The sequence below is a fragment of the Prochlorococcus marinus str. MIT 9302 genome (genome assembly GCF_000759975.1).
Taxonomy (GTDB): Bacteria; Cyanobacteriota; Cyanobacteriia; order PCC-6307; family Cyanobiaceae; genus Prochlorococcus_A; species Prochlorococcus_A marinus_M.
In genome coordinates, this window is record NZ_JNAM01000014.1 from 58,863 (window position 1) to 85,080 (window position 26,218).

30 protein-coding genes and 1 tRNA gene are annotated in these 26,218 nt (G+C 33.0%); 11 read left to right on the top strand and 20 right to left on the bottom strand.

Features of this window, described 5'->3' with window-relative positions; all coding sequences use genetic code 11:
- Positions 1-40 precede the first annotated feature (40 nt).
- Positions 41-604: a 2-amino-4-hydroxy-6-hydroxymethyldihydropteridine diphosphokinase gene (gene folK / locus EU96_RS00260; RefSeq protein ID WP_032527614.1), complete on the bottom strand. Its 564-nt coding sequence runs from the start codon at positions 602-604 to the stop codon at positions 41-43.
- 96 nt (positions 605-700) lie between these two features.
- Between folK and bchD the strand changes: the two genes are divergently transcribed.
- Positions 701-2,848, top strand: coding sequence for a magnesium chelatase ATPase subunit D (bchD, locus tag EU96_RS00255; RefSeq protein WP_052044291.1), 2,148 nt, complete (start codon positions 701-703; stop codon positions 2,846-2,848).
- Between the two features lie 6 nt (positions 2,849-2,854).
- Here the strand turns inward: bchD and EU96_RS00250 are convergent, their stop codons facing one another.
- Both EU96_RS00250 and EU96_RS00245 read right to left on the bottom strand, forming a co-directional pair.
- Positions 2,855-3,700 (bottom strand): MlaD family protein, encoded by an 846-nt coding sequence (locus tag EU96_RS00250; RefSeq protein ID WP_032527579.1) that lies wholly within the window; start codon positions 3,698-3,700, stop codon positions 2,855-2,857.
- A gap of 5 nt (positions 3,701-3,705) precedes the next feature.
- Positions 3,706-4,515 (bottom strand): ABC transporter ATP-binding protein, encoded by an 810-nt coding sequence (locus EU96_RS00245; protein ID WP_241434588.1) that lies wholly within the window; start codon positions 4,513-4,515, stop codon positions 3,706-3,708.
- Positions 4,516-4,626: 111 nt separating this feature from the next.
- Between EU96_RS00245 and EU96_RS00240 the strand changes: the two genes are divergently transcribed.
- Positions 4,627-6,012 carry a gluconeogenesis factor YvcK family protein gene (locus EU96_RS00240; RefSeq protein WP_032527580.1) on the top strand — a complete coding sequence of 462 codons (1,386 nt, stop codon included), beginning with the start codon at positions 4,627-4,629 and terminating at the stop codon, positions 6,010-6,012.
- On the opposite strand, the gene EU96_RS00235 is transcribed toward EU96_RS00240, so the two are convergent.
- From EU96_RS00235 to EU96_RS00225, 3 genes are read right to left on the bottom strand one after another with little or no spacing between them, the layout of a single operon-like run.
- Positions 6,009-6,539, bottom strand: a complete 531-nt coding sequence (locus EU96_RS00235) for an NAD(P)H-quinone oxidoreductase subunit J (RefSeq protein WP_032527581.1) — start codon at positions 6,537-6,539, stop codon at positions 6,009-6,011. The genes EU96_RS00240 and EU96_RS00235 overlap by 4 nt on opposite strands.
- Positions 6,539-7,273: an NADH dehydrogenase subunit K gene (locus EU96_RS00230; RefSeq protein WP_032527582.1), complete on the bottom strand. Its 735-nt coding sequence runs from the start codon at positions 7,271-7,273 to the stop codon at positions 6,539-6,541. Before EU96_RS00230 ends, EU96_RS00235 begins: the two co-directional genes overlap by 1 nt.
- Before the next feature lie 4 nt (positions 7,274-7,277).
- On the bottom strand, positions 7,278-7,640 hold the full coding sequence (locus EU96_RS00225; RefSeq protein ID WP_011375859.1) for an NAD(P)H-quinone oxidoreductase subunit 3: 363 nt from the start codon (positions 7,638-7,640) through the stop codon (positions 7,278-7,280).
- Between the two features lie 76 nt (positions 7,641-7,716).
- Here EU96_RS00225 and EU96_RS00220 point away from each other — a divergent pair, with 76 nt between their 5' ends.
- The 6 genes from EU96_RS00220 to EU96_RS00200 all read left to right on the top strand — a co-directional run bounded on the left by EU96_RS00220 (position 7,717) and on the right by EU96_RS00200 (position 10,043).
- Positions 7,717-8,145 carry a rubredoxin gene (locus EU96_RS00220; RefSeq protein WP_032527583.1) on the top strand — a complete coding sequence of 143 codons (429 nt, stop codon included), beginning with the start codon at positions 7,717-7,719 and terminating at the stop codon, positions 8,143-8,145.
- 9 nt (positions 8,146-8,154) lie between these two features.
- Complete coding sequence (locus tag EU96_RS00215) at positions 8,155-9,171, top strand: photosynthesis system II assembly factor Ycf48 (RefSeq protein WP_032527584.1); 1,017 nt, start codon at positions 8,155-8,157, stop codon at positions 9,169-9,171.
- 136 nt (positions 9,172-9,307) lie between these two features.
- Positions 9,308-9,556 carry a cytochrome b559 subunit alpha gene (gene psbE / locus EU96_RS00210; RefSeq protein WP_002806020.1) on the top strand — a complete coding sequence of 83 codons (249 nt, stop codon included), beginning with the start codon at positions 9,308-9,310 and terminating at the stop codon, positions 9,554-9,556.
- Between the two features lie 2 nt (positions 9,557-9,558).
- On the top strand, positions 9,559-9,705 hold the full coding sequence (psbF, locus tag EU96_RS00205; protein ID WP_052044290.1) for a cytochrome b559 subunit beta: 147 nt from the start codon (positions 9,559-9,561) through the stop codon (positions 9,703-9,705).
- A gap of 11 nt (positions 9,706-9,716) precedes the next feature.
- The gene (locus EU96_RS09920) at positions 9,717-9,836 is read left to right on the top strand and encodes a photosystem II reaction center protein L (protein WP_002806119.1); all 120 of its coding nucleotides are present in this window, start codon (positions 9,717-9,719) and stop codon (positions 9,834-9,836) included.
- Positions 9,837-9,845: 9 nt separating this feature from the next.
- Complete coding sequence (locus EU96_RS00200) at positions 9,846-10,043, top strand: photosystem II reaction center protein J (protein WP_011375864.1); 198 nt, start codon at positions 9,846-9,848, stop codon at positions 10,041-10,043.
- Positions 10,044-10,084: 41 nt separating this feature from the next.
- On the opposite strand, the gene mtnP is transcribed toward EU96_RS00200, so the two are convergent.
- Entirely contained in the window at positions 10,085-10,978 is an 894-nt protein-coding gene (mtnP, locus tag EU96_RS00195; RefSeq protein ID WP_032527585.1) for an S-methyl-5'-thioadenosine phosphorylase, read from the bottom strand.
- A gap of 10 nt (positions 10,979-10,988) precedes the next feature.
- On the opposite strand from mtnP, the gene selD reads away from it, so the two are divergent.
- Positions 10,989-13,160, top strand: coding sequence for a selenide, water dikinase SelD (selD, locus tag EU96_RS00190; RefSeq protein ID WP_032527586.1), 2,172 nt, complete (start codon positions 10,989-10,991; stop codon positions 13,158-13,160).
- Here the strand turns inward: selD and EU96_RS00185 are convergent, their stop codons facing one another.
- Genes EU96_RS00185 through EU96_RS00175 form a run of 3 tightly spaced genes read right to left on the bottom strand, consistent with a single transcriptional unit; the run spans position 13,161 to position 17,070 of the window.
- A complete protein-coding gene (locus EU96_RS00185) occupies positions 13,161-14,408 on the bottom strand; it encodes a CCA tRNA nucleotidyltransferase (RefSeq protein WP_032527587.1) in 1,248 nt (415 codons plus the stop codon). It abuts the gene before it with no gap.
- 5 nt (positions 14,409-14,413) lie between these two features.
- Entirely contained in the window at positions 14,414-16,822 is a 2,409-nt protein-coding gene (locus tag EU96_RS00180; RefSeq protein WP_032527588.1) for a UvrD-helicase domain-containing protein, read from the bottom strand.
- 29 nt (positions 16,823-16,851) lie between these two features.
- Positions 16,852-17,070, bottom strand: coding sequence for a hypothetical protein (locus EU96_RS00175; protein WP_440589345.1), 219 nt, complete (start codon positions 17,068-17,070; stop codon positions 16,852-16,854).
- 159 nt (positions 17,071-17,229) lie between these two features.
- On the opposite strand from EU96_RS00175, the gene EU96_RS00170 reads away from it, so the two are divergent.
- Entirely contained in the window at positions 17,230-17,742 is a 513-nt protein-coding gene (locus tag EU96_RS00170) for an R-phycoerythrin subunit beta (protein ID WP_032527589.1), read from the top strand.
- Here the strand turns inward: EU96_RS00170 and EU96_RS00165 are convergent.
- The 3 genes from EU96_RS00165 to EU96_RS00155 all read right to left on the bottom strand — a co-directional run bounded on the left by EU96_RS00165 (position 17,726) and on the right by EU96_RS00155 (position 19,185).
- Positions 17,726-18,277 (bottom strand): phycobiliprotein lyase, encoded by a 552-nt coding sequence (locus EU96_RS00165; protein WP_032527590.1) that lies wholly within the window; start codon positions 18,275-18,277, stop codon positions 17,726-17,728. The genes EU96_RS00170 and EU96_RS00165 overlap by 17 nt on opposite strands.
- Positions 18,252-18,431: a hypothetical protein gene (locus EU96_RS00160; protein ID WP_011375871.1), complete on the bottom strand. Its 180-nt coding sequence runs from the start codon at positions 18,429-18,431 to the stop codon at positions 18,252-18,254. The genes EU96_RS00165 and EU96_RS00160 overlap by 26 nt, the downstream gene beginning before the upstream one ends.
- A 118-nt stretch (positions 18,432-18,549) precedes the next feature.
- Entirely contained in the window at positions 18,550-19,185 is a 636-nt protein-coding gene (locus EU96_RS00155) for a TVP38/TMEM64 family protein (RefSeq protein WP_032527591.1), read from the bottom strand.
- 145 nt (positions 19,186-19,330) lie between these two features.
- On the opposite strand from EU96_RS00155, the gene EU96_RS00150 reads away from it, so the two are divergent.
- On the top strand, positions 19,331-19,747 hold the full coding sequence (locus EU96_RS00150; protein ID WP_032527592.1) for a hypothetical protein: 417 nt from the start codon (positions 19,331-19,333) through the stop codon (positions 19,745-19,747).
- 86 nt (positions 19,748-19,833) lie between these two features.
- Here the strand turns inward: EU96_RS00150 and EU96_RS00145 are convergent.
- The 7 genes from EU96_RS00145 to psbB form a co-directional block, all read right to left on the bottom strand.
- Positions 19,834-19,906: transfer RNA gene (locus EU96_RS00145), tRNA-Phe, on the bottom strand.
- An 88-nt stretch (positions 19,907-19,994) separates the two neighbouring features.
- On the bottom strand, positions 19,995-21,224 hold the full coding sequence (locus tag EU96_RS00140) for an FGGY-family carbohydrate kinase (protein ID WP_032527593.1): 1,230 nt from the start codon (positions 21,222-21,224) through the stop codon (positions 19,995-19,997).
- Positions 21,225-21,235: 11 nt separating this feature from the next.
- Positions 21,236-22,477: a methionine adenosyltransferase gene (gene metK, locus EU96_RS00135; RefSeq protein ID WP_032527594.1), complete on the bottom strand. Its 1,242-nt coding sequence runs from the start codon at positions 22,475-22,477 to the stop codon at positions 21,236-21,238.
- Positions 22,478-22,620: 143 nt separating this feature from the next.
- Positions 22,621-23,712, bottom strand: coding sequence for a 30S ribosomal protein S1 (locus EU96_RS00130; protein ID WP_032527595.1), 1,092 nt, complete (start codon positions 23,710-23,712; stop codon positions 22,621-22,623).
- A 110-nt stretch (positions 23,713-23,822) separates the two neighbouring features.
- Positions 23,823-24,302, bottom strand: coding sequence for a transcriptional regulator NrdR (gene nrdR, locus EU96_RS00125; protein ID WP_032527596.1), 480 nt, complete (start codon positions 24,300-24,302; stop codon positions 23,823-23,825).
- A 99-nt stretch (positions 24,303-24,401) separates the two neighbouring features.
- Positions 24,402-24,500: a photosystem II reaction center protein T gene (locus EU96_RS0109550; RefSeq protein ID WP_032527597.1), complete on the bottom strand. Its 99-nt coding sequence runs from the start codon at positions 24,498-24,500 to the stop codon at positions 24,402-24,404.
- 23 nt (positions 24,501-24,523) lie between these two features.
- On the bottom strand, positions 24,524-26,047 hold the full coding sequence (gene psbB / locus EU96_RS00120; protein WP_032527598.1) for a photosystem II chlorophyll-binding protein CP47: 1,524 nt from the start codon (positions 26,045-26,047) through the stop codon (positions 24,524-24,526).
- Positions 26,048-26,218 lie beyond the last annotated feature (171 nt).

A 26,218-nucleotide genomic window follows, 5' to 3' on the forward strand; every position in this document is an offset into this window, starting at 1 on the left:
AAAAATAGCCTAACAGTTATTTTTTGGTTTTGTAAATAATTTATATAGACCATTTTGGGGCATCAAACTTTGTGATTTTTTGGCTTCTACTTAAGATTTCAGATAGTGGTGTAATAACGAAATTGCGATTCATGAATCTAGGGTGAGGTAATGTTAATTCCTCGTCAACCGTATAAAAATCTTCCCACCAAAGAATATCTAAATCGAGACATCTTGATAGCCATTTCTTACCCTTTGGCGTCTCTTCGCGTCCGAAAAATCTCTCTAACTTTTTTAGCTCTTTTAAAAGTAATTTCGCTTTTTTATTTGATGGTTTAGGAAAAGAATTACTTTTTATCAGTAGTAGAGTATTTAAATAATTTGGCTGCTCATTTTCAACACCATGGGGTAATGTCTCATAAATTGAAGACCAAAAAAAGTTTGCATGAAATTTGCTTTTCTCTTCTTTTTTTTTGTTAGAACTATCTCCCCATTCATTTATTATTTCCTCTATTTTTGGTTTGCAAATTAATAGTGACTCAAGAGGGCTTCCGAATTTACTATCAATATTTGCTCCGAGGGATATACATAGTCCATTTTTGATATTAAGATTTGATAATTCCACTACAAAAAACAAAGTTATTGGATAAATTCTATATCAGGCATTTTTAAAGTGATTTTGAACCCCGAGTTAAAAGAAAAAGGAGAAATAAAAGATTTAATGAACTCAAAGGATTCTTTTAGAGCTTTCCCTTTGGCGGCAATTACGGGTCATAGCTTATTGAAATTATCTTTGCTTTTGGCAGCAGTTGATCCGAGTTTAGGAGGAGTGATTATTGCTGGCGGAAGAGGTACTGGTAAGTCAGTATTAGCAAGGGGTTTGCATACTTTAATACCTCCTGTAGAGGTATTAGATAATGAATCAATACTGGAAACACTATCTAAGAGAAATAGTAATACTTCATTAAGACCTATTGGCAGGAACCTAGATCCAGATAAACCAGAGGAATGGGATATTAGTACTAATAAATTGTTAGAGGAGGTAATTGGAAGTGATTATTTGAATCAAATTGATGAAATTCCAAAAAAAGTAAAAGAGGCACCATTTATTCAAGTTCCTATTGGTATAACTGAAGATAGACTTGTTGGATCAATTGATGTCGCTGCCTCATTAAGTACGGGAGAACAAGTTTTTCAGCCTGGAATTTTAGCAGAAGCTCATAGAGGTGTTTTGTATGTAGACGATATAAATTTATTGGATGATGGAATTGTAAATTTAATTCTTGAAGCTATAGGAAGAGAGCAAAATAATATTGAAAGAGATGGTTTAAGCCTCTCTCATCCTTGTAAGTCCCTTTTAATAGCAACTTATAATCCTGAAGAAGGAGCTTTAAGAGATCATGTTTTAGATCGTTTTGCAATTGTTCTTTCTGCAGATCAATCTATTGATAATGCTCAAAGAGTTGAGATTACAAAATCTGTTTTGTCACACGCCGAAAATAATATTAAATTTTCAGAAAAGTGGTCTGAAGAATCTGATAATTTATCCACACAATTAATTTTGGCGAGGCAATGGCTTAAGGATGTAAAAATAACAAAAGAGCAAATAACCTATTTAGTTAATGAAGCTCTCAGAGGCGGTGTCGAGGGGCATAGATCAGAATTGTTTGCAGTGAAAGTTGCTAAGGCAAATGCAGCTCTTCGAGGTGATGAGAATGTTAACTCTGAGGACTTAAAAGTCGCAGTAAGACTAGTTATTCTCCCAAGAGCAATGCAAATACCCCCTGAAGATGATGATATTCAACCGCCACCTCCAGAGGATCAGAGTCCCCCACCCCCACCTCAATCAAATGATGATGAATCCGAGCCTGAGGCAAATGAAAATGACGATAATCAAGAGCAAGAACAAGAAGAAGATAATTCTGATGGAGAAGAAGAATCTACTCCTGAAATACCTGAAGAATTTATACTAGATCCTGAGGCATGTATGGTCGATCCTGATTTATTACTTTTTTCATCAGCTAAAGCAAAAGCCGGAAATAGTGGAAGTAGATCAGTGATATTTAGTGATAGTAGAGGAAGATATGTGAAACCTATAATTCCAAGAGGAAAAGTAAAAAGAATTGCTGTAGATGCTACTCTTCGAGCTGCGGCTCCTTATCAAAAATCAAGAAGATTAAGGAATCCTAATAAATCAATAATTATTGAAGAAAATGATTTTAGGGCAAAGCTTCTACAGAAAAAAGCGGGTGCTTTAGTTATTTTTTTGGTTGATGCTAGCGGCTCTATGGCTCTAAATAGAATGCAAAGTGCCAAAGGTGCAGTAATAAGACTTTTAACAGAGGCATATGAGAACAGAGATGAAGTAGCTTTAATTCCCTTTAGAGGTAATCAGGCTGAAGTTCTTTTGCCTCCAACTAGATCTATAACTGCAGCAAAAAGAAGGCTAGAAACAATGCCTTGCGGAGGTGGATCGCCTTTGGCTCATGGGCTAACACAATCAGCGAAAGTAGCAAAAAATGCTCTTTCTACAGGAGATATTGGTCAAGTTATTGTTGTAGGGATTACAGATGGAAGAGGCAATGTACCCTTAGGATTATCTCTAGGACAAAATGATGTTGAAGGTAAAGATAAAGATAAAGATAAAGATAAAGATAATGCCAATTTAAAACAAGAAGTTCTTGATATTGCTGCAAAATATCCCATGCTTGGTATAAAACTCTTAATAATTGATACAGAGAGAAAATTTATTGCAAGTGGCTTTGGTAAAGAATTAGCAGAGGCAGCTCAAGGGAAATATGTTCAACTACCAAAAGCTACAGATAAAGCAATCGCAGCTATGGCTTTAAATGCCATAAATGAATTCTGAAACTACTTAAGGATAAATTTCGTTGAGGAATTTTGAAAGCCCAATAGTTAAATCTCTTATGGATTTAGTTAATTCTTTATCTTTTGTTAAGTTTTCAAAATCATCACTCATATCATCTATTTTTCTGGATATGGAATTCGCAGCTTTAATTGTCAATTTAATGTCATTAAGAGTTTCTTTATCATCGATAGTAGACAAGATGCTATTCAAATGATTAGCAGCACTTGTAATTTCTGTTATTAAAGGTTCAATCCTTAGTATTTCTTTTCTCGATAAAAAAATTAATTCATCAAGGTTTTCTTGTGTTCTATCAAATTGGTCAATTGATTTCACGATATTCTCAATTAAATTTTCTTGATTTGTTTCTTTTAAAATTTGATTTATTCTGTTCGTTATATTTGAGAGACTTGATAGTTGTTTCCCTGTGATAGTATCTCCTTGACAAATAATTAATTTTGTATCGCATTTTTCTGATGTAGGTTTTGCAATATTTTTAGGAATTGTTTTTTCACTCGACTCTAAAGCGATTTGCACATCTCCTCCTAAGAAAGAATTTGTAACTACACTTGCAAATGTAGGCCTAGGAAGAATAATTTCAGGATTATTTAAAACTATTTTTGCTTTAATTGATTCGTTCGTAAATAAGATATCTTCTATTGAGCCTACTAAAATTCCTCTATAAGTAACTGGAGATTTTTTTGATAAGCCGCTTGCGTTACTGAATTCTGCAAAGAGATACCAATTTTTTGAAGATAATCTTACTCCTCTTAGCCAAAAAGAAAAAAATGTGAATATTAAAATTCCTCCTAGTAAGGAAAATCCAACTATTGAATCTCGAAAGCTTCTACGCATAATTTCTAAATTTCTTTGGGTTGCATTGGACCATCAAGTTTCCCATTTCTGAATTGGAATACATAAGGATCATTACTTTTTTTGAATTCATCAATAGAACCTGACCATCTAAATTTGCCTCCGTAAAGCATTAAAACTTTATCTGAAGTCCTTTCTATAGTACTAAGAACATGGCTAACTACAATAGATGATCCGTTGACTTTATCATTTGTTTTATTAATTAAATCTTCAATTCTTGAGGAGGCAATTGGATCAAGACCTGCAGTCGGTTCATCAAAAAGTAATAAAGGTTTAGTCTTTGCATTAAGAGTTTGATCTGTAATTAGAGCTCTAGCAAAACTTACTCTTTTTTGCATTCCTCCACTTAATTCATTCGGAAGTTTATTATCAACATTAAATAATCCTACCTCAGCCAAACATTCACTAACGATTTCATGAATTAATTTTTTAGATAGATTTTTATTCCTTTTAAGGAGAAAACCAACATTTTCTTCAATAGTTAAAGATCCTAACAATGCTGGATTTTGAAACACCAGCCTTACATCAGGAGGATTATTTTGATCTAGTCTTAAATATGTTTGTTTTTCACCAAATATCTTTAATTCTCCATTGGTAGGTAAAATTAGGCCCGCTAATATTTTTAAAATAGTTGATTTACCTGAACCTGAGGGGCCAACAATAGCTAATTTCTCGCCATTATAGAGTTCAAAATTTAGTTGATTAAGTACATTAACTTCCCCCCAGCCTATTGAGAGGTTTTTTGTTTCAACTGCATACTTTGATTTTTTCAAGACCTGTATTAAAGAAAAAGTCATCTTCTATTACATTTTGCCTATTTTTAGAAATAAAAAAAGGATGTATGAATTTGATTTATAATGAATTTATGAAGTTTTTAAATTTGAGAAAAATAATTTAAGAGGTTTTTAATGAATAAGCGTAAAAAAAGAATAAGAAGATATTATAAAAATTTTAAAAAGTCTAATTTTAACTTTTTAAACAAAATTATAAGAATTTTAAGTTGGCTTTTGCCTGGACTAGTTATAAAAAGATGGTTGATTACATCTGCGATAGGATTTTTAACTACATTATTAGGCCTTGTAATTTGGACAAATTTAAGGCCACTATATTGGCTAATTGAAATATTTTTTGGTTTAATGACGGGTTTAACTAGTTTCTTGCCTGTTTCAATACTTGGGCCATTAATTGTTGTCATTGGACTTTTATTAATTGGAATCGGACAAAATAGAAGTATTAATTCTATTCAAAAAGCACTTGTTCCAGAAAAAAATACATTCTTAGTGGATGCATTAAGATTTAAGAGTAAATTAAATAGAGGTCCTAATATTGTTGCAATTGGTGGCGGCACAGGCTTATCGACTTTATTAAAAGGATTGAAAAATTACAGCACTAATATTACTGCAATTGTAACTGTCTCTGATGATGGTGGAAGTAGTGGAATTCTTAGAAAACAATTAGGCGTACAACCTCCAGGAGATATTAGAAATTGTTTAGCTGCCTTATCAAACGAAGAACCTACTTTAACTAGATTATTTCAATATAGATTTTCAGGAGGAAGTGATCTAGAGGGACATAGTTTTGGCAATCTATTCTTGTCAGCTTTAACAAGAATTACAGGTAGTCTAGAAAAAGCAGTTCAAGCCTCTAGTAAAGTCTTGGCGGTACAAGGTCAAGTTTTACCGGCAACAAATACTGATGTTATGTTATGGGCCGAATTAGAGGATGGTAAAAAAATTTTTGGGGAAAGCAAGATCGGCAAATCTAAAAAGTTAATTTCAAAGATTGGAATTCTACCAGAAAATCCTTCTGCACTCCCTAGTGCTCTCGAATCTATAAAAGATGCTGATTTGATTATTCTTGGCCCAGGCAGTCTATACACTTCTCTATTACCTAACTTATTGGTACCAGAAATTGTTGATGCTTTATTGCAAAGTGATTCTCCCAAAATTTACATAAGTAATTTGATGACTCAACCTGGCGAAACAGATGGACTTAATGTTTATCAACATATTAAATCAATAGAAAAACAATTATCAAATTTTGGGGTTAATACTCGAATTTTTAACGCAATCTTATCTCAGGCCGAATTTGAAAAGTCTCCGTTAGTAGACTTTTACGAAAGTAGAGGAGCAGAGCCTGTCCAATGTAATAAAGGGAAATTAATATCCGAGGGTTATTATGTTTTGAAGGCACCATTGTACTCAAAAAGAATAACTCCTACCCTTAGACATGATCCGAGAAGATTGGCAAGAGCAGTTATTTTTATGTATCGCAAATTAAAGAAATTAAACTAATAAGCATCTTGAAGTTCATAAAAGTCTGGTTGAATATAGTCTTTTCGCAATGGCCACCCTCTCCAATCTTCAGGCATTAAGAGTCTCTTGGGATTTGGATGGTCAATAAAATTTATTCCAAACATGTCATATGTTTCTCTTTCTTGCCAATCACTACCTTTAAAAATCTTGTACAAACTAGGGATTGATAAATTCGAATCTCTTTTTAAGAAGACTTTTAATCTAACTTCTTTAATCTTTCTAATTTTTTGCAAGTCATCAACAGTTATAAAATGATAGAAACTTACAAGATTTTTTCCTGGCCCCTCATCATAACCACCTTGACATTCGAGATAGTTAAAACCGTAATTTTTTAAAGCCGATACAGCTTCATATAATTTGCTAGGTTCCACTGAGATATTTTCTATTCCTAAGTGATCATTAGCTAATGATTGATTTGGAATGCCATCCTTATATAAATTTTGGCTCACAAATCCTCCTGATTCTATTGATTTGTCAGAGGATTTGGCTAAATCGTCTTTTTCCATTAATTTTCTTTAGTATTAATAATTTCAGATTTTTCGCTGATCTCAGATAATTGAGTTATTTTTTCTTTGTTGGAGGAAGAAATAACATTTGTTGAGGTTTTGTTTAGATATTCACCATTATTTTCAGAGAAAATAAGATTCATTTCGTGATCAAATGTTGTGTACCTGTGTGTTTGCTCAGTTTTTGTACGCTCTGAAATTGATTCATTACCAACTTTTTTTCTTAATTTTATTACCGCATCAAAAATTGCTTCTGGCCTTGGAGGACATCCAGGAAGGTATAAATCTACTGGTATCAGTTTATCAACACCTCTGACAGCAGTAGTGGAATCTGCGCTAAACATTCCTCCTGTGATTGTACAAGCTCCCATGGCAATAACATATTTTGGTTCAGGCATCTGCTCATAAAGTCTTACTAGAGCAGGAGCCATTTTCATTGTTACTGTACCTGCGACTATTAATAAATCAGCTTGCCTTGGCGAGCTTCTCGGCACTAATCCGAACCTATCAAAATCAAATCTAGATCCAATTAGGGCAGCAAACTCAATAAAACAACAAGCTGTGCCGTACAGTAGAGGCCAAAGACTACTTAATCTAGCCCAATTGTGAAGATCGTCTAGACTTGTAAGTATGATATTTTCGCTTAAATCTGTGGTAACTTGTGGTGCACCAAGTGGATTGCAAGTCCCTTCCCTGATTTCTCTTATTGCTTTTGGGGATAATTGTGGGTTCAATTTTTTAACTCCATTCTAAAGCACCTTTCCTCCATGCGTAAGCTAAAGCGATAACAAGTATTGCAATGAAAATCAATGCCTCAATAAACGCTAATAAGCCTAATCTATTAAAAGCAACAGCCCAAGGGTAAAGGAATACTGTTTCCACATCAAATATAACGAAAACTAAGGCGAACATGTAATAACGAATATTAAATTGAATCCATGCTCCTCCGATAGGCTCCATTCCAGATTCATATGTTAGTTTTCTTTCACCAGTTCTGCCTTTAGGTGCAACTATTAGGTTAGTAACTAGAGCTAATATTGGAACAGCAGCGGCAATTAAGAGAAAACCTAAAAAATATTCATAGCCAGTTAATAAAAACATCTTAAAAATTAATTTTGAATAAAATTCGCTTAATTAAGCAAAATCTTTTAAAGTTCTTAAAGAATAATAATAAACCGTGAGTGAAAACATTCAACCAGCCTCTGAGGAAAACAAAATAGTTGAAAACTTTGAGAAGGAAAAACTATCCGAAAAACCTTTAGGAGTAAATGTTGAAGAATCTTCTATTAACTTAGAACAAAATAGATTCGAATGTAGAAGTTGTGGATACATTTATGATCCGTCTGAAGGAAACAAAAAATTAAACATTCCCAAAAACACGCCCTTTTCAGAATTGGACGGTAATACATTCGTTTGCCCCGTTTGCAGAGCTGGAAAAAACTTTTATAAAGATATTGGTCCAAAATCTAAACCTAGTGGCTTTGAAGAAAACTTAACTTACGGATTTGGTTTCAATAGCTTACCTCCTGGCCAGAAAAATATATTAATCTTTGGAGGTTTAGCTTTTGCTGCTGCATGTTTCCTTTCTTTATACTCTTTGCATTAAAATAATTAAATGAAAAAAACTTTTACCAGCATTCCTAATCTTCTTTTATCTTTACTTCTTTCTTTTGTCTTGAGCAGTTGTTCATCTACAGGAGTAAAGATGAATGCAAGCAGCCCTTGGAAAACAATTCAGTTCGAAGACCAGGCAAATGTTCTAGATGTTGATTTTATAGATAATAATAATGGTTTTTTAGTTGGCTCTAACAGACTTATTATGGAATCAAATGATGGAGGCGAAACTTGGGAAAAAAGGAATTTAGATTTACCAAGTGAAGAGAACTTTCGTCTGTTAGATATTGATTTTAAAGGTGAAGAAGGATGGTTAATAGGCCAACCATCATTAATTATGCACACAGTTGATTCGGGAAAAAACTGGACTCGTTTATCACTAGGAAATAAATTACCAGGCCAACCTTTTCTTATAACAACAGTTGATGATGGTGTTGCAGAATTGGCTACGACTGCAGGAGCAATATATCAAACAACAGATAGCGGTGAATCATGGAATGCGAAAGTTTTAGATGCCTCAGTCTCTGGAGGGGTTAGAGATTTAAGGAGAACTTCTAATGGAGATTATGTCAGTGTAAGTAGTCTGGGAAATTTCTTTTCTACTTTGGAAAAGGATAGTGATACATGGATAGCTCATCAAAGAGCAAGTAGCAAAAGAGTTCAAAGTATTGGTTTTAATCCAGAAGGAAGTTTATGGATGCTTTCTAGAGGTGCAGAAATTAGATTTAATGATGATAATAAGGACCTAGAAAATTGGTCAAAGCCTATAATTCCTATTCTTAACGGATACAATTATCTAAACATGGGATGGGATCCAAATGGTGATATATGGGCAGGTGGTGGTAATGGCACTTTAATAGTAAGTAAAGATCAAGGTAAAACTTGGAATTCAGATCCTACTGCTTCTGAATTGCCTACAAACTACATCAAAATTGTTTTTCTTGATAAGGAGACTTTAGATAATCGAAAAGGATTCGTACTTGGTGAACGTGGTTATATCCTTAAATGGAATAGCTAAGTTTGAATATTTAGTTAAATAGTTAAAAAAAAACTTAATTTTCGATGAATTTAGCAACTGTCTGTAACCAAGCTGTTAATTTCTTCACGAACTTATGATTTTACACTGTAAGATCATAGGGTAAACATTTGTGATTATGGCCGCAGGTTCAACGGGTGAACGCCCATTCTTTGAAATAATCACCAGTATTAGGTACTGGATTATTCATGCAGTAACATTACCAGCTATTTTTATAGCAGGCTTCTTATTCGTATATACAGGTTTAGCCTACGATGCTTTCGGAACTCCTCGTCCGGATAGTTATTTCCAATCATCTGAATCTAAAGCGCCTGTCGTAACACAAAGATATGAAGCTAAGTCCCAACTAGATTTAAGAACAAAATAACAATGACTAATTCTCAAGCTCCAATGCAAGCTGCGGAAGTCCGCGTTTATCCAATTTTTACTGTTCGTTGGTTAGCAGTTCATGCTCTAGCAATTCCATCAGTATTCTTTTTGGGTGCTATTGCCGCTATGCAATTTGTAGCCCGATAAATTTAACTATCATGCAAGTAAACGAAAATCCTAACAAAGTTCCAGTTGAACTTAACCGTACAAGTCTTTATTTAGGCTTATTATCAGTTTTTGTATTGGGAATTTTATTTTCCAGTTACTTTTTCAATTAAATTAAAATTATGAGCAAATTAAAAGGACCTGATGGAAGAATTCCAGATAGACTTCCAGACGGTAGACCAGCAGTTGCATGGGAAAGAAGATGGACTGAAGGAACTCTTCCTTTGTGGCTTGTTGCTACAGCAGGTGGAATTGCAGTTATCTTTGTTTTAGGAATATTCTTTTATGGTTCATACCAAGGTGTAGGGGCTGGGGGTTAACAAAACTCTTATTTTATCCCTACGGTAACTTATACATAAGCCTAATAAGAATCGATAAATATCCTTAGCTTGTCAATTGTGGAGCTTGGGATATTTTCTTTTTGGGTTATCAAGCCATCTCTTAATGAAAAATGAGACTTACTTTTTGGTCTTTCTTTTTCTATTAATTTAGCTACTTCAAAGATTATTTTATTTGCCACTGCAGTATTCGTCCTAAGATTATCCAAAACCATCTCTACAGAAACTTCTTGATGAGTTTGATGCCAGCAATCATAATCAGTAACCATAGATAATGAGGAGTAAGCTATTTCAGCCTCTTTAGCTAATCTTGCTTCTGTGTGGTTAGTCATTCCTATTATTGAACATCCCCAGCTTCTATATAAATTAGATTCTGCTCTAGTTGAGAAAGCGGGCCCTTCCATTGCTAGATAAGTACCCCCCCTATGCAATTGTCTACCGCCAGGAATATTTTTTTCCCCTATTTCACTTAATATTCGGCATAAATTTGTGCAGAAGGGATCTCCCATATTTACATGTGCTACAGCTCCATCATTAAAGAATGTTGCTGGTCTATTTTTTGTCCTGTCTATAAATTGATCTGGCACCACTATATCAAGTGGCCTAATCTGTTCTTGCAATGAACCAACTGCCGATGGAGCGATAATCCATCTTACTCCTATTGATCTTAAGGCCCATATATTAGCTTTGTAATGAATTTCAGAAGGATTTAATCTATGTGTTCTGCCATGTCTAGGAATGAATGCTATCTCAAGATCTCCAAGTTTATATACTCTTATTGAATCAGAAGGTTTACCATAGGGAGTATTGATTTCTATTTCTCTTATGTACTCTATTTGATCCATTGAATAAAATCCACTCCCGCCAATTACTCCTAATCTTGATTTTTCAATTGGTAATAAATGTTCTTTATTCATTGTGATGTAAATGACTTTTAATCATCTAGTACTAATTGGAGGAGGACACACAAATGTTCTTTTAATGAAGAAATGGTTAATGTGCCCGAAATTAATGCCAGAAATTCCTATTTCAATTATATCTAGAGATTCTCATTTGGTTTATTCGGCGATGTTCCCATCAGTGATTTCAAAATCAATTTCTTTTGAAGAGAGTTTAATTGATATAAAATCTTTAGCAAAAAATGCAAAAGTAACTTTTATAGAAGAAGAAGTAAGGGATATTGATTTCAATTTAAAGGAAATTGTTTTAAGTAATAGACCCCCAGTTAATTATTCGAAGTTAGTTCTTAATTATGGAAGTCAAACAAAAATTCCAAGAGAATTTCAGACTCTAGTAAAAAATCGAAAGGCTTTTTCAATTAAACCTTTTTTAAGAGCTTATGACTTGATACAAAAGGAGGATATTTTAGATTCAGTAAAAGAACCGCCTTTTGTAATTGTTGGGAGTGGTCTCGCTGCAATTGAAGTCTCATATGCTTTAAGAAAAAGATGGAGAGATAGATCCTTAAAACTATTATGTGATTCAATGAAAATCAATAATAAAATTCTAAAAAGTTTACGGAACTCCAATATTGATTTAGTTGAAAAACTTAATTTTGATTATGGCAAGATTCTTTTGTGTACTGGAAATACATCTCCGTTATGGGGACAAAAAAAATTATTAGATTCGGATTCTTATGGCAGAATAATTACAAATCAGAATTTGCAGATAAAAAGTTTCTCTGGAATCTTTGCTGTTGGTGATTGCGCAGTTGTAGGTTCAGCAAAAAGACCAGCATCGGGAGTTTTTGCAGTAAAAGTTGTAAATAGATTAGTCCAAAATCTAAAAAAAGATATAGAAGGGAGATCATTAAAAAAGTGGTTTCCTCAAAAGATCGGATTGCAAATAGTAAATATATTTCCAAGCCATCATCCAAAGGCTTTTGCTATTTATCGCAATTTTGTTTTCGGCCCTTCTTTTATTTTTTGGATTTTAAAGCATAAAATTGATCTGAACTTTATTAAAAAGTTCAGATCAAAAAGGCTAATTATGAAAAGTAGTGAAAAAAATATTTCATTGAATGATTGCAGAGGATGTGCAGCTAAAATTCCTCAGTTTGTTTTGAATAAATCATTAATAAATTCTAATTTAAATTCTTTTGCCTCATCACCTGAAGATTCAGTTGAGATATATCAAAATGGTCAAGATATTATCTTACAAAGTGTAGATGGATTTCCTGCTTTGGTAAGTGATCCTTGGCTTAATGCAAAAATTACTACTTTGCATGCTTGCTCAGATTTGTGGGCATGCGGAGCAAAACTTTCATCCGCGCAGGCTTTAATTTCATTACCAAAAGTTGAAAGGGAATTTCAGAGTTACCTCTTTTCTCAATCACTTCAAGGTATTAAATCAACAGTTGAGGATCATGGAGGTGAATTACTTGGAGGCCATACTTTCGAGGCAAGAAGTTTAGTTAATAAACCTTATTCATTAGGAATAGATATTTCTTTAACCGTTCAAGGTATTTTAAAAAATGGAGCAAAGCCATGGTTTAAATCTGGAATGAATATTGGAGATATTCTCATGATGTCTAGACCTCTTGGCGTTGGGATTTACTTTGCCAGTCAAATGCAAAATATTAATATGCTAGATAGTTCTTCTGAAGTAATTAATAATTTAGTAAAGAGTCAGCAATATTTGATTGATGAAATTTATCTTTTTCAAAATCAATTTAAAGAATTATTAGTTAATGCTGCGACTGACATTACTGGATATGGATTTATTGGACATCTTAAAGAAATGGTTGAATCATCTAATTTATATAGGCAAAGCAATAATCTTGAGCCACTAAAAGTTTTATTAGATTTATTTGCATTTAAAGCTTATCCTGGAGTATTTGATTTAATAAGAAAAGATGTTAAAAGTACTTTCTTTGAATCTAATAAAGAAATTTTTGACAAAATTTATAAAGTAAATAAGCAAAAAAGAATAATTAATTTTTTAAACGAAAATTCATTAGATCAAGAGACTTTTAACGACAGAATATCATTACTATTAGATCCTCAAACATGCGGACCCTTGTTGATTAGTTGCAATCCTAAATATGAAGAGCATTTAAAAGAAAATTGGTACAAGGTTGGTGAAGTTGTAAAAATGTAATTAATTTCTATTTAATTTGTCAATTTCCAAATATCTTAATCTTTTAATTTCCTTTCCCATCTTCTTCCCTGAGTCCCATCCTTCTTTTTTTAATGTTTCTCCATCTTTTTTTGATTTTATGAATTTGTAAATAAATAACCACTTAAACAATTTACGCCAGTATGCTCCTCCATCACAAATTAATAATTTGACTGTATCATCATTAAGGTGTCTGTCCTCAATAAATTCTGTCCAACTTGATGGAGAAAAATGATTGAAATTTGTTTGGTTTGTATTTAATATCTTTTTGATATTTAAATAATCTTCTAATATTTTTTTCTCACTATTATTTACCAAAAATCTTTGACATGCTTTTTCTAAATCTTCTGAATCTTTTAATAAGTAAAGAATATGATTTCCCTTTAACTTCTGAATCCAATTAAGTCCTCTTAAAAACCTTTTATCGACTTTAATATTTTCATTTAAGATTGAGATAATTTCCCATTTATAAATTATCGAAATTACATTAGTCAAGTTATCGTGTTTGCATATTTCAGCTAGTTCCATCCTTATTCGTATGCCTAGTGCAGGAGGGTAAATCATTTTCTGATGTATTTCTGAACTTTTCCATGGCCATTGTCTAACTGTTTCTTGAGATTGTTTGAGGGAATTTTTTGAAATATTGAAATCTAACCTTGAAGCATATTTTGCACATCTAATTAATCTACTTGGATCATCTGAAATACTATTACTGTGAAGTAAGTTCAATCTTTTACTTTTAATATCAGAAATTCCTCCATAAAGATCATAGATTTTCCTTGTCGAGACCTCGAAGGCTATTGAATTTATAGTGAAATCTCTCCTCTTAAGATCCTCCTCAATAGTACTTTTATTTACTGTGGGATTTAAGCCTGGAGCAGAATAAATTTCTTTTCTTGCAGAAGCAATATCAATTTTATAGTCATTAATATTTATTTCTACAGTGTTGTATAAATTAAATTCCTTGATTAAACATAAATCTACATTTACAATATTTTTTTTTATAAATTTTGCAAGAGAAATAGAGGATCCTTCAATAACAAGATCAATATCTACAGGTTTAGAAAACGATTTTTTGTGGAATTTACTAATTAATAAATCTCTTAAATAACCGCCAACAAAAGCTACTTTAGTATTGTTATTAGATTCTATGTATTTAGCAATTAGGTTATACAGATTAAATGGAGTTTTGATTAATTCCCCTTGTATGTAATCAGAGATATCGTTCATGAGTTTTAACTTACATAACGAATTGGAGCTAATCTGGGATCTAGAATTTTACTTCCTTTATCACCAAATTTTACTGCTAAGGATATTTTTTCCCCACTCCCAAAAATATGTATGATTTCACCTTTCCCAAACTTTGAGTGAATTAGCTTATCTCCAACTATCCAGCTTTTCCCTTTGCTGGGACCGGAATATAATTTCCTTACTGCATTTATTGGTTTGTTAACAAATTCATTTGGATTGTTTCGATCAACTCTAGTTAAACGATCAAGATGCCAATCTCTTCTAATTGAAGCACCACCAGTTTGCGGTAATTCGCCATCCATTAAATCTTCAGGTATTTCTGAAAGAAATATTGAAGGAATTGTTGCTTCACGCATTCCACCCCATAATCTTCTTTCTCTGGCATGACTTAAGAAAACTCTTTCTTTAGCTCTAGTAATACCTACGTAGCATAATCTCCTTTCCTCTTCAAGCAGTGAGGGGGTATCTATTGATCTATGGCTAGGGAAGAGACCTTGTTCTAGTCCAGTGATAAAAACATTTTGAAATTCTAAACCTTTACTATTATGCAGAGTCATTAGAGTTACTGAGTTGGGATTATTTTTCTTCGTATCATTATCAGTTGTTAAGGCTGCTGTAGAAAGAAATCCCTCTACATCTCCACTTTCTGTTTCTTCTTCATATTGAGTAGCTGCATTAATTAGTTCTTGTAAGTTATTTCTTCTATCTTCAGATTCTTCAGTCCCACTAGAGAGCAAGTAACTTAAATAACCACTTTTTTCTAAGATTAGTTGTAATAGTTGAGCAGGTCCTGAATTTTCAAGATAACAAAGTAGATCATTCATAACTTCAGTAAATTTATTAATTCCTTTTGATGATCGGCCTATTGTTTCTTCAAGACTTTGCTTATCATTAAGAACCTCCCATAATGGGATATTTAACCTATTAGATAGTTCATTAAGTTTTTGAATAGTAGTCTTACCAATCCCTCTTCTAGGAACATTTATGATTCGTAAAAGACTAACGTTATCTGAAGAATTAACCAGAACTTTCAAATATGCTATTGCATCTTTAATTTCTCTTCTATCATAAAAACGCAATCCTCCAAAAATTGTATAAGGAATGCGCCACCTTACAAGAGACTCTTCTAATACTCTTGACTGAGCTCTGGTTCGATATAAAATTGCAAAATTTTTCCAAATTGGGTTTTGATTATGGTTTTTGAGTGATTTTATTTTATTGGTAATTGCTTCTGCCTCGGAAATTTCATCATCACAGCTGAGTAACGTTAAAAGTTCCCCTTTTTCTTTAGTAGCCTTTAAAACTTTGTCAATTCTTTCAGAGTTGTTTTCAATTAGTGAGTTTGCAGCATCAAGGATATTAGAAGATGACCTATAATTTTCTTCTAATTTAATTAAAGATGATTTTGTATCGTCGTTGATTGAAGTTTTAAAATCTTCTTGAAAACCAATTAAAATTCTGAAGTCAGCTGCTCTGAAACTATAAATACTTTGATCAGCATCCCCAACTACAAAAATTGACCGATCTTCCCAATTGAAGAATTTTTTTGGTTCAGTATTTCCAGCCGTAATTAATTTTATAAGTTCATATTGTGTTCTATTTGTATCTTGATATTCGTCAACTAAAATATGTTTAAATCTTTTGTGCCAGTAATCTCTGACTATATCATTTTGCCTTAATAAGAAAACAGGCAAAAGTAGAAGATCATCAAAGTCTAAAGAATTATTTTTTGAGAGTGAAATTCTATACCTCTTGTAGGCTTCTGCAACTGTTGTATTAAAATTATTATCTGCTTTTTCTAAAAGATCATTAGAAGTTAAGCATTGATTTTTAGCATTACTTATTAATCTTTTAATCTTTTTGGGATCATATCTTTTTGGGTCAAGATTCATATCTTGACTGATAATTTCTTTTACTAATGTTTGAGAATCTGTTTCATCGTAAATTGAAAATTGCCTTGTCCATTTTAGGCCTTCTGGATCAGTATATTTTTCAATATCGTATCTCAGAAGTCTTGAAAATAAGGAATGGAAAGTACCGATCCAAAGGTTCTGAAGCCTCTCTTGGTGAACGTTTATTCTTAATTGATTTTGATCAATTTCTTTGAGAGTTGTCCAAGGCTGCCCAAATTGATTAAAAGCTAATTCTTGGGCTAGAAGAACCTCTAATCTTGCTTTCATTTCTTTAGCAGCTTTGTTAGTAAAAGTGACTGCAAGAATGTTATGGGGATCTATAGAGTTGTTTTCAATAAGATTTGCAATTCTGTGGGTAAGAGCTTTTGTCTTTCCGCTGCCTGCACCTGCTACAACTAATAGTGGTCCATAAACATGTTTTACTGCTTGAAGTTGTTCATTGTTTAAAGACTTAAAAAGGAAATTGTTAGTTTGAGACACTTTTGGAAGGTTTTTTCAAAAATCAGAATTTACTTATGAGGTTCAGATTCCGTTTCTAGGCGTTCTAAAGCTATTTTTAAATTTATAAGTTCATTATTGTTATTAATTATTTCTTCAAATTTATTTTGAGGCATTCTTAATTTCATACTTCTGTCAAGAATTTCTTTTTCCAATCTTTTTTTATATGAGGAAATAAGTTTCTTTGATAATTTTAAATCTTGTTGATCCAAAAATTTATTAAAACGCAATTTTATATTAGCGGAAAAAAATTTTTTATTTGAATTATTTCAACTATCACTTTGGAATGAAGTTATTAATTAAGAAGCGTTTCGTTAATTTTGAAATTGTATTGTTTTTACTAGCTTTGTACTAATCTTAAACTCTAACTTTAAATTTTCACTTCAGGAATGTCAGTTTCAAAGAATAATCAACTATTGTCCGCTGATAAGAAATTAAATGATTTAAGCAATATAAAAGAATTTATTAATAGTGCAAACTCTAGATTAGATGCAATATCCTCAATAACCAATAATTCACATGCAATTGCAGCAGATGCTGTAACAGCAATGATTTGCGAAAATCAAGATTCAGTTAATTCAAAAATATCTTTAAATACAACTAACAAGATGTCCGTTTGTTTAAGAGATGGAGAAATAATCCTAAGGATTGTTGCTTATCTTTTAATTTCTAATGAGGATTCAGTTTTAGAAAAAAGTTGTTTGAAGGATCTTAAAAACACTTATCTTGCTCTTGGGGTACCTTTAAGAAATGCAAGAAGGGTTATTGAATTAATGCGAGATGCAACAATCTCTGATTTAAATTCAACAGTTAATAATATGAAAGGAAACAAAGGCTTTCTTCCTAAATTAATATCTGAAACAGAGTTTCAATTTGAAAGGATAATTAATCTTTTAAACTAGCTAAATTCCTTATCTCTGAAGTATGTGAAGTCTGTATTACTGAGTTATTTCCCAGATTTCTAATAGTAGAAAATCTGGATCTTATGTGAGTGGATAAAAAGGAAATTCTTTCTTCGGAAACTTTTGATTTGTAAATAGTTTTAATGTGTAAATTATTTTGTTCATCAAAAAAATAATTGGATGATGAAATAAAGGATTCTGTATAACCTTTATTTCGTAAAACAATTCCTGAATTCTCATTCTTTGGTGAAAATATCAAAATAGTTTCATCTCCCTCACTCATATTATCTTCTCCCCAATCACTAAAAGCTTGCCATTTTATAGAAATGGCTATGCTCTCTAGGTTTAAACTTAATTTGTAATTTTTAAAAATTTCAATAACTTTTTTATTGTTTGAGTTGATATTTTTAATGTATATTTTACTAGTTGAGTTTTCAAATTCCTGAAAAGCTAAAGTATGAGTACTTCGTATGGATTTCCACTCTCCTATACTTTTATCAATGAATTGATTAATTGTTGTTAGATTCTTCGTCAAGTTTATCTTCTACGGAATGATTTTCTGCTTTTTGAATCATTCTTACCATTGAATCCACCATTAATCTCTTTGCTGAAGTTACTTTTAATCCAGAAGGAGTGGTTGATATTTGTTCTCCAGGGCGATCATATGAAGTTGGTCTAAATGGAGTCATCTAAGAACTTTAAAAAATTAATCGATTTCTATTTTTGCATGAATTCTTATTCATATAGTTCTTGTTTGCGAAAATGTCATATCTCTCTTCTTTTAATAAAAAAAATTTAGCTGTTTTGTTATTTAGGCATTTTATTTTTTGCCAATCCTGAAATAGTAGCTAATGCAAACATTCCTAGAAGAGCTACTCCAAGAAATAATCCTGCTCCCTGACTAACACCAGCTCCTACAGCTACTAGGATAGAATCACTAATTAGAAGACTTATTAATAATGCTGGAGTGAATATTTTCCAGCGAGTCCCTCCGATACCAATTGCGTAGCTTAGAAAATCAAAAAGGCCAGTCATTAGTAGGCCAGTCATTAGAAAGAAATTTTCTTCTAGTTGGTTTTGATTAAAACTTTCGATCTTTTTCATTGCTTTCTGGCCTACTAAATTACGTACAGGAACCCGACCATAATTTCTTGCAATAAAGAAAGCAGCTTGGCAAAAAACGATATCAGAAATGATTATTGTCATGTAACCTTTTTGAAATCCTAATAACGAACCTGCTAGCAGAGAATAAGCTGAACTTGGAAGAGCTGGCAAAATAATACTCACTCCTCTTAGTATGAAAATTCCAAAAGGTGCCCAAATCCCCATACTTTCTATTTTGTTCCTGAGGGGTTCAATCCCATAATTTTGGATTAAATAAATCAATACAATAAATATTGTGATAAAAAAAACTACTGAGAGAAATTTCTGTATTTTATTCATTATTTTCTAATAAATTTATTGGAAGTAAATTCTTAATTTAATATTCGATTGTATCTATAATAGAAATACTAATCAATAAAAATTTTTATAAGTTTTTAATCTTATATTTACTCCCGATAAAAGATTTTTTATTTCAGAAGTATTCATGGTTCATTCTAAGAATAAAGTTAATTCAATATTTATAAATAGCATTGGTTTAGTCCTTTCGATAATAGTTTCCATATTTATTTCAATAAAACAATCTAATGCTATGCCTCATGAATGGGTTGGAGTACCTAAAAGTGAATATGGAGAACAGTTATGGGATAGGCAAAGTATAAAAAGGAACGAGGATGGCTCTGTGAGAGTATTGAGTAAATTTATTCCCAAAACAAAAAGTGAAATCACTAAGGATATTCTCTATACAATGGATATAAATTGTTTTGAAAAATCATTTAGAGACGTTGATGTCTCTATAGATGAAGTACATAGTAATTTCAATGATTTAGCTGATTGGCAAGATCCAAATGGAGATAAACTGATTTTGGGTGTTATTGGTCAAGTCTGCAGATTCGATAACTAAAAATTTTAAATTTTAAAAATAAAATGAAATTGAGTTTCTACATTTCTAGAAAATATAAAACCCCTTCTATGAAGGGGTTTTAAAGGTGCCAGGACCCAGATTTGAACTGGGGACACGGCGATTTTCAGTCGCCTGCTCTACCAACTGAGCTATCCCGGCTCTAACCTATATACTTTAAATTAAGATGTGTAGTTTGTGAAACCCTTTTCATTAAAAATTTTATATCTTTATCAAATATCAAAAATTATTACTTTGAATTAATCGCTAATAAGGCAGTACCAAAAGAAGTGGTTTTATTACATGAAACTATTGGTATATTTATAATTTTTTCTCTTATTTTTCTCCACTGAGGGTTTCTTGAACCTCCACCAATAGTAATAATTTTTTTTGGAAGTGAACCTGTTAGTTTGCCTAGTTCTTCCCATCCTTTCAATTCGATCTTAGCTAGCCCCTCAAATAATGCATGTAAATAAAGTGAGTCGCTTACTGGTCTGGGGCCAAGTATCGGCTCTAAATTAGAATTATTAACAGGAAATCTCTCTCCTTTACTATTAAGAGGTAAAAGATCCAAAGAAGTGTTTTTCGATGGATTAATTTGTCGACTGAGTTCCTTTATTTCTAAATCAGAAAAGAACTTAGACAAGATGCCGCATCCAGCATTTGATGCTCCTCCACATATCCAATTGTCGTTTACTCTATGGATTGTAATGCCCTTTTTTTTTATAGGGTTATCAATAGTTTTTTTAACCACTATTGTTGTTCCTAAAACTGTGAGGCCATCTTCTTTACCTAAACCTGCAGCTATTAAACCTGCATTAGAGTCAGTGGTGCCTGAGGTTAATATTAATTTCTTATTTAAGTTAAATCTCTCTGCTAAATCAGAATTTACTTGTCCAATAATTTTTCCACTTTTCACTATATGCGGTAGGCATTTTTGCCATGAAGTATTGAGATAGCTTTTTGGCCACGATTCTTTTTTTAGATCCCAACCAAGTTTTAGATTATTACCTTCTTCTCCATGAGTCCAATCTTTTAAAAACCAACCAGTGATCCAATCAGATTGATGTCGTAAAAGTATATTTGTCCCATATTTATCTATTAGTTTTAATGCTTTAGCAAGACTACTATATGGAGTTCGCAGATGATCTTCTCCAGAAGTTAAGGATTCAAGAAGGATCTTATGTTCAATACATGCTTGGTCATAAGGTATTGCTTCTCCTATTGGATCTCCTCGCAAATTGGATGCTATTAAAGTTCCTGAGGTGCCGGAGATAGCCAATTTATTAAGGTTAAGTTTTATCTCAATAGGTAAATTAACTAAGAGATTTTCACAAGAATTGATCCAAGAATTTGGATTTTTAAAGCTGTATGAATAAGGTACTGAATTTGAATATACTAATTTCTTATGAAGATTAATTATTGATATTCTTGCCCCACTCGTTCCAAAATCTAACCCTCCATAAAAATTATCAGGCATAGAAAAAATATTTATAAAAAGATTTTGGAAGCCTCTGCTAATTTGGCTGCTTTTTCTTCTACATTTTCCCAAGGCAGCTCAAGATCTCTTCTGCCAAAATGTCCATAGGAGGCAGTCTTTCTAAAAAATTTTCCTCCCATTTTTTTTGGTAGATTTCTTAAGTTAAATTCTTTTATTATTGCTGCGGGTCTTAAATCAAAGTGCTCTTTAATTAGCTCAGTCAAATTAGCTTGTGAAATAAGACCAGTATCAAAAGTTTCCACGAGAATGGAAATTGGTTTTGCTACTCCAATTGCATAACTTAATTGTACTTCCGCCTTTTTTGCCAGTTTTGCTTTAACTATGCTTTTAGCTACATAACGTGCTGCGTAAGCGGCTGATCTATCTACTTTTGTTGGATCTTTACCAGAAAATGCCCCTCCTCCGTGTCTGGCATATCCACCATAAGTATCTACAATAATCTTTCTACCAGTGAGCCCAGCATCTCCTTGAGGCCCGCCTACGACAAATTTTCCCGTGGGGTTTACTAGAAATCTTGTTTTGCTAATGTTTGGTTTGATTTCTAAATCTTCAGTAGCAGGAATTACAACATGCGTCCATAAATCTTCTTTTATTCTTTGACGAATTTCTTCTTCATTTGTTATTCCATCAATCTCAGGATTATGTTGAGTTGAAATTAAAATCGTATTAATTGAAACTGGCTCCCCTTTTTCGTAATCAATGCTTACTTGAGTTTTACCATCAGGGAGTAGATAATTCAGGACTTCTTCATGTCTCACTTTGGCAAGTTGAATAGCTAATCTATGAGCTAAGCTAATCGGTAAGGGCATTAATTCAGGCGTTTCATCGCATGCATAGCCGAACATTATGCCTTGGTCACCAGCTCCGGTATTATCTTCCAAATCATCGTTAACATCATCTGCGTCGTTTACTCCTTGTGAAATATCTGGTGATTGCTCGTCAAGTGCTACTAAAACAGCACAACTATTTGCGTCAAAACCACCTGCTCTATAGCCTTCATATCCAATTTCTTTAATTACATTTCTAACAAGTTTTATGTAATCGACTTTTGCTTTTGAAGTTATTTCTCCAGTAAGTAGACAAAGACCCGTGTTAACGACAGTTTCGCATGCAACTCTGCTTTCTGGATCTTCTGTTAATAAAGCATCTAAAACTGCGTCACTAATTTGATCACATATTTTGTCAGGATGACCTTCAGTTACTGATTCAGAAGTGAAAATGAAATCACTCATTACATATAATTTGTAAAAGATTAAATCCCATCATAAATTAGATTCTAGTTCCTAATCAATGATTGTTAATTAAAAAATACTTGTATTAAAATTAAAAAGCCTATTGGTTTTGAAATCCCTGTTTTATATAAAAATAAGAGTATTTAGACTGTTTCAGGAGCAGCTATAGGGTTTTCTTCAGTATCGTCAGTTTGCTCAAATAACATTTGTTTGTATTTCGCAGCCATCTCTTCAGCTTTACTAAACACTTTCTGAGGATCAGTTAGCATATCCCCTGGTTCAGGTTCCAATGCTTTTGTAGATAATGAAATTCTTCCTCTTTCCGAATCTAGGTCTATGATCATGACTTTCATTTGGTCACTAACATTTAAAACGTTATGAGGCGTCTCGATATGTTCATGACTGATTTCAGAAATATGCAATAGACCACTAACTCCTCCAATATCAATAAAAGCTCCATAAGGCTTAATACCTTTAACAGAACCTACCACAACTTCACCAACCTCAAGCCTATTCATTTTTTTCTCGACTAAGGCTCTTCTATGACTTAATACTAATCTATTTCTCTCTTCATCAACTTCGAGAAATTTTAATGGTAGGTACTCACCTTCTAAGTCATCTTTAATTTTTCGGGCACTTATATGTGACCCTGGGATAAAACCTCTCAATCCTTCAACTCTGACAAGAGCTCCACCTCTGTTCGTTGCGAAAACTTCAGAATAAATAGTTGCATCTTCTTTTTGCAGTTGTCTAACTCTTTCCCATGCCCTTTGATATTCAATTCTTCTAATCGAAAGTGCTAATTGACCATCTTCATTTTCTTCACTCATTATAAAAAATTCTCTGCTTTCTGAAGGTTGTAAAACATCATTTAGTCCTTCGACTCTATTTATCGAAACCTCCTGAACAGGCATAAACGCAGCTGTTTTTGCACCTATGTCTATCATCGCCCCTTTGGGCTCTAGAGCAAAAACGGTACCTTTTACAAGATCACCAGGCTTAAAGTTATAGTCATATTTACCTAAAAGTGATGCAAATTCCTCTTGAGTGAATCCTGCGTTATCAAAATCCGTATTTGTTCTGCTAGAGGAGGAGTCTGCTGAAGGTATATCGTTCTTTTCGAATGATAAATCTTCCTCATTTTGGGATACTGAATCATTATCTAATTCAGAAGAATTTTTAATTTCTTTATCTTCAGAAAGTTCTTTAATAGTTTGGGAAGAATTTTCGTTCATTTGTTGAATCGCAGACTACCTATGGTAGTTAGAAAGGGATGCTACTAGCCTGCAAACCAATAGCAAAAAAATATTTGTGTTTTATATTCTACACTTTAAGGCGCTGAATTTTATAAAATTGAAGCTAATTGATTTTTTGAACTGCCTTTTAGAGATTCGAGAGTAGAGATAAAATCTTTTACGCCATTAAATTTTCTGTAAACTGAGGCATATCTTATATAAGCGACTTCGTTTTCTTTCCTGAGGCTTTTAAGTATTAATTCTCCAATTTGTGAGGATTTAATATCCTTATTAGAATCTTGTATGATTTGCGATTCAATTCCATCTACAAAATTAATTATTGCCTCACTACTGAAGGTAGTCTTTTCGCAAGCTCGTGAGATACCAGTAAATAATTTTTGTTTATCAAAAAATTCTCTGCTTCCATCTTTTTTAATAACTGAAACTGGCATTGTTTCAACTCTTTCATAAGTGGTGAATCTAAAGCTGCAATTTAAGCACTCTCTTCTTCTTCGAACACTTTTTCCACTATCAGCAGATCTTGATTCCAAAACTCTGCTATCTGTATTTTGACAGGTTGGACACTGCATGTAGTGAAATAATTTGAACCTTAACTCTAATAGTAGAGTAATATGCTAATTATGAAAAGTAAAAAAAAAACCTCTTATTTTAAAGAGGTTTTTTTATGATCATTTTTTATCGAATTTAGGGGGGTCTCTAAAGGCGACAGCAAAGAATAAAGTAACAACTGCGAGAGTTAAAATTAGAACGTATGCAAAAGCTTCCATAAAATTAAGTAATAAAGTTTAGTTTAAACCCTGCCTGGGATTCTTCTTGTGGATTCGTCACCAAGCTTCTTGAATAAACCAAATTCAACTTGGTCCCCAATCTCAGCGTCAATTCCAGCGAAGGAATTTCTGTAAAGAGTTCTTGAAGCATGCCACCAGTGGCCAAACAAGAATAGCAATCCGAAACATAAATGTGCATATGTAAACCATGCTCTTGGGGAGCTTCTGAATACACCGTCAGATTTATAAGTTTCTCTGTCGAACTTGAATGCTTCTCCAAGCTGCGCTTTTCTAGCTAATCTTTTGACTACTGCAGGATCAGTAAATGTTTGACCATTTAAGTCTCCTCCATAGATAGTTGCTGTAATGCCAGTTTGCTCAAATGAATACTTCGCTTCGGCTCTTCTAAATGGAATATCGGCTCTTACATTACCTTCTTTATCTTCAAGTATAACTGGGAAGTTTTCAAAGAAATTAGGTATTCTTCTAACTTCTAAATCGTTACCTTCCTTATCTTGAAAAGCAATGTGACCTTGCCAACCAGTTGGTAAACCATCACCATTAACGAGAGCTCCAACTCTGAACAATCCTCCCTTAGCAGGACTATTACCAACATAATCGTAGAAGGCTAATTTCTCCGGTATTGATGCATATGCCTCTTCTTTAGTGGCACCATTATCCATTGCACTTTGAACCCTTCTATTAATTTCAGTTTTGAAATAGCCTGAGTCCCATTGATATCTTGTAGGTCCAAATAACTCAACTGGAGTTGTCGCTGAGCCGTACCACATTGTGCCTGCAACGACAAAAGATACAAAAAGTACAGCAGCTAGAGCACTAGCTAGAACTCCTTCAAGACTTCCAAGTTTTAATGCCCTATAAAGTCTTTCTCCAGGTCTATTGGTAATGTGAAAAATACCTCCAATGATACCCATTAGCCCAGCCGCAATATGATTTGCAACTATTCCTCCTGGATTGAAAGGATTAAATCCATCAACTCCCCAAGAAGGAGATACGGGCTCTACATGACCAGTTAAGCCATAAGGATCAGAAACCCAAATCCCCACATTTGCGCAATGAAATGCTCCAAAGCCAAAGCATGTAAGTCCAGCTAGAAGAAGATGAATTCCAAAGATTCTTGGCAGATCAAGAGCTGGCTCACCTGTTCTTGAATCTTCCCATAAATCTAAGTCCCAATATGTCCAGTGCCATATGGAGGCCAACATCAATAGTCCGCTAAATACAATGTGTGCAGCAGCAACACCTTCAAAACTCCAGAATCCAGGATCAACTCCTGTAGCACCTGTAATATCCCATCCATTCCAACTACTTGTGATACCTAGTCTAGCCATGAAAGGCATAACGTACATTCCCTGTCTCCACATAGGATTGAGAACAGCATCAGATGGATCAAAAATGGCTAATTCATAAAGAGCCATTGAACCGGCCCAGCCGGCTAATAATGCAGTATGCATAAGATGCACAGCAAGTAGTCGACCTGGGTCATTAATAACTACTGTGTGAACTCGATACCAAGGCAATCCCATCGGTTAATTTCTAGTAACTATGCTGAATAAACAGCTAAACATCATGATAGTAAGGGTTTTTTAGTCTTTCAGGGATTTTTGTAAATAAATTTATTTTCTTGCAAAAATTGGGCAAATCAATTTACATTACTGAGTTTTCAAGGAATTTTTGACTAAAAAATGTTAATATTT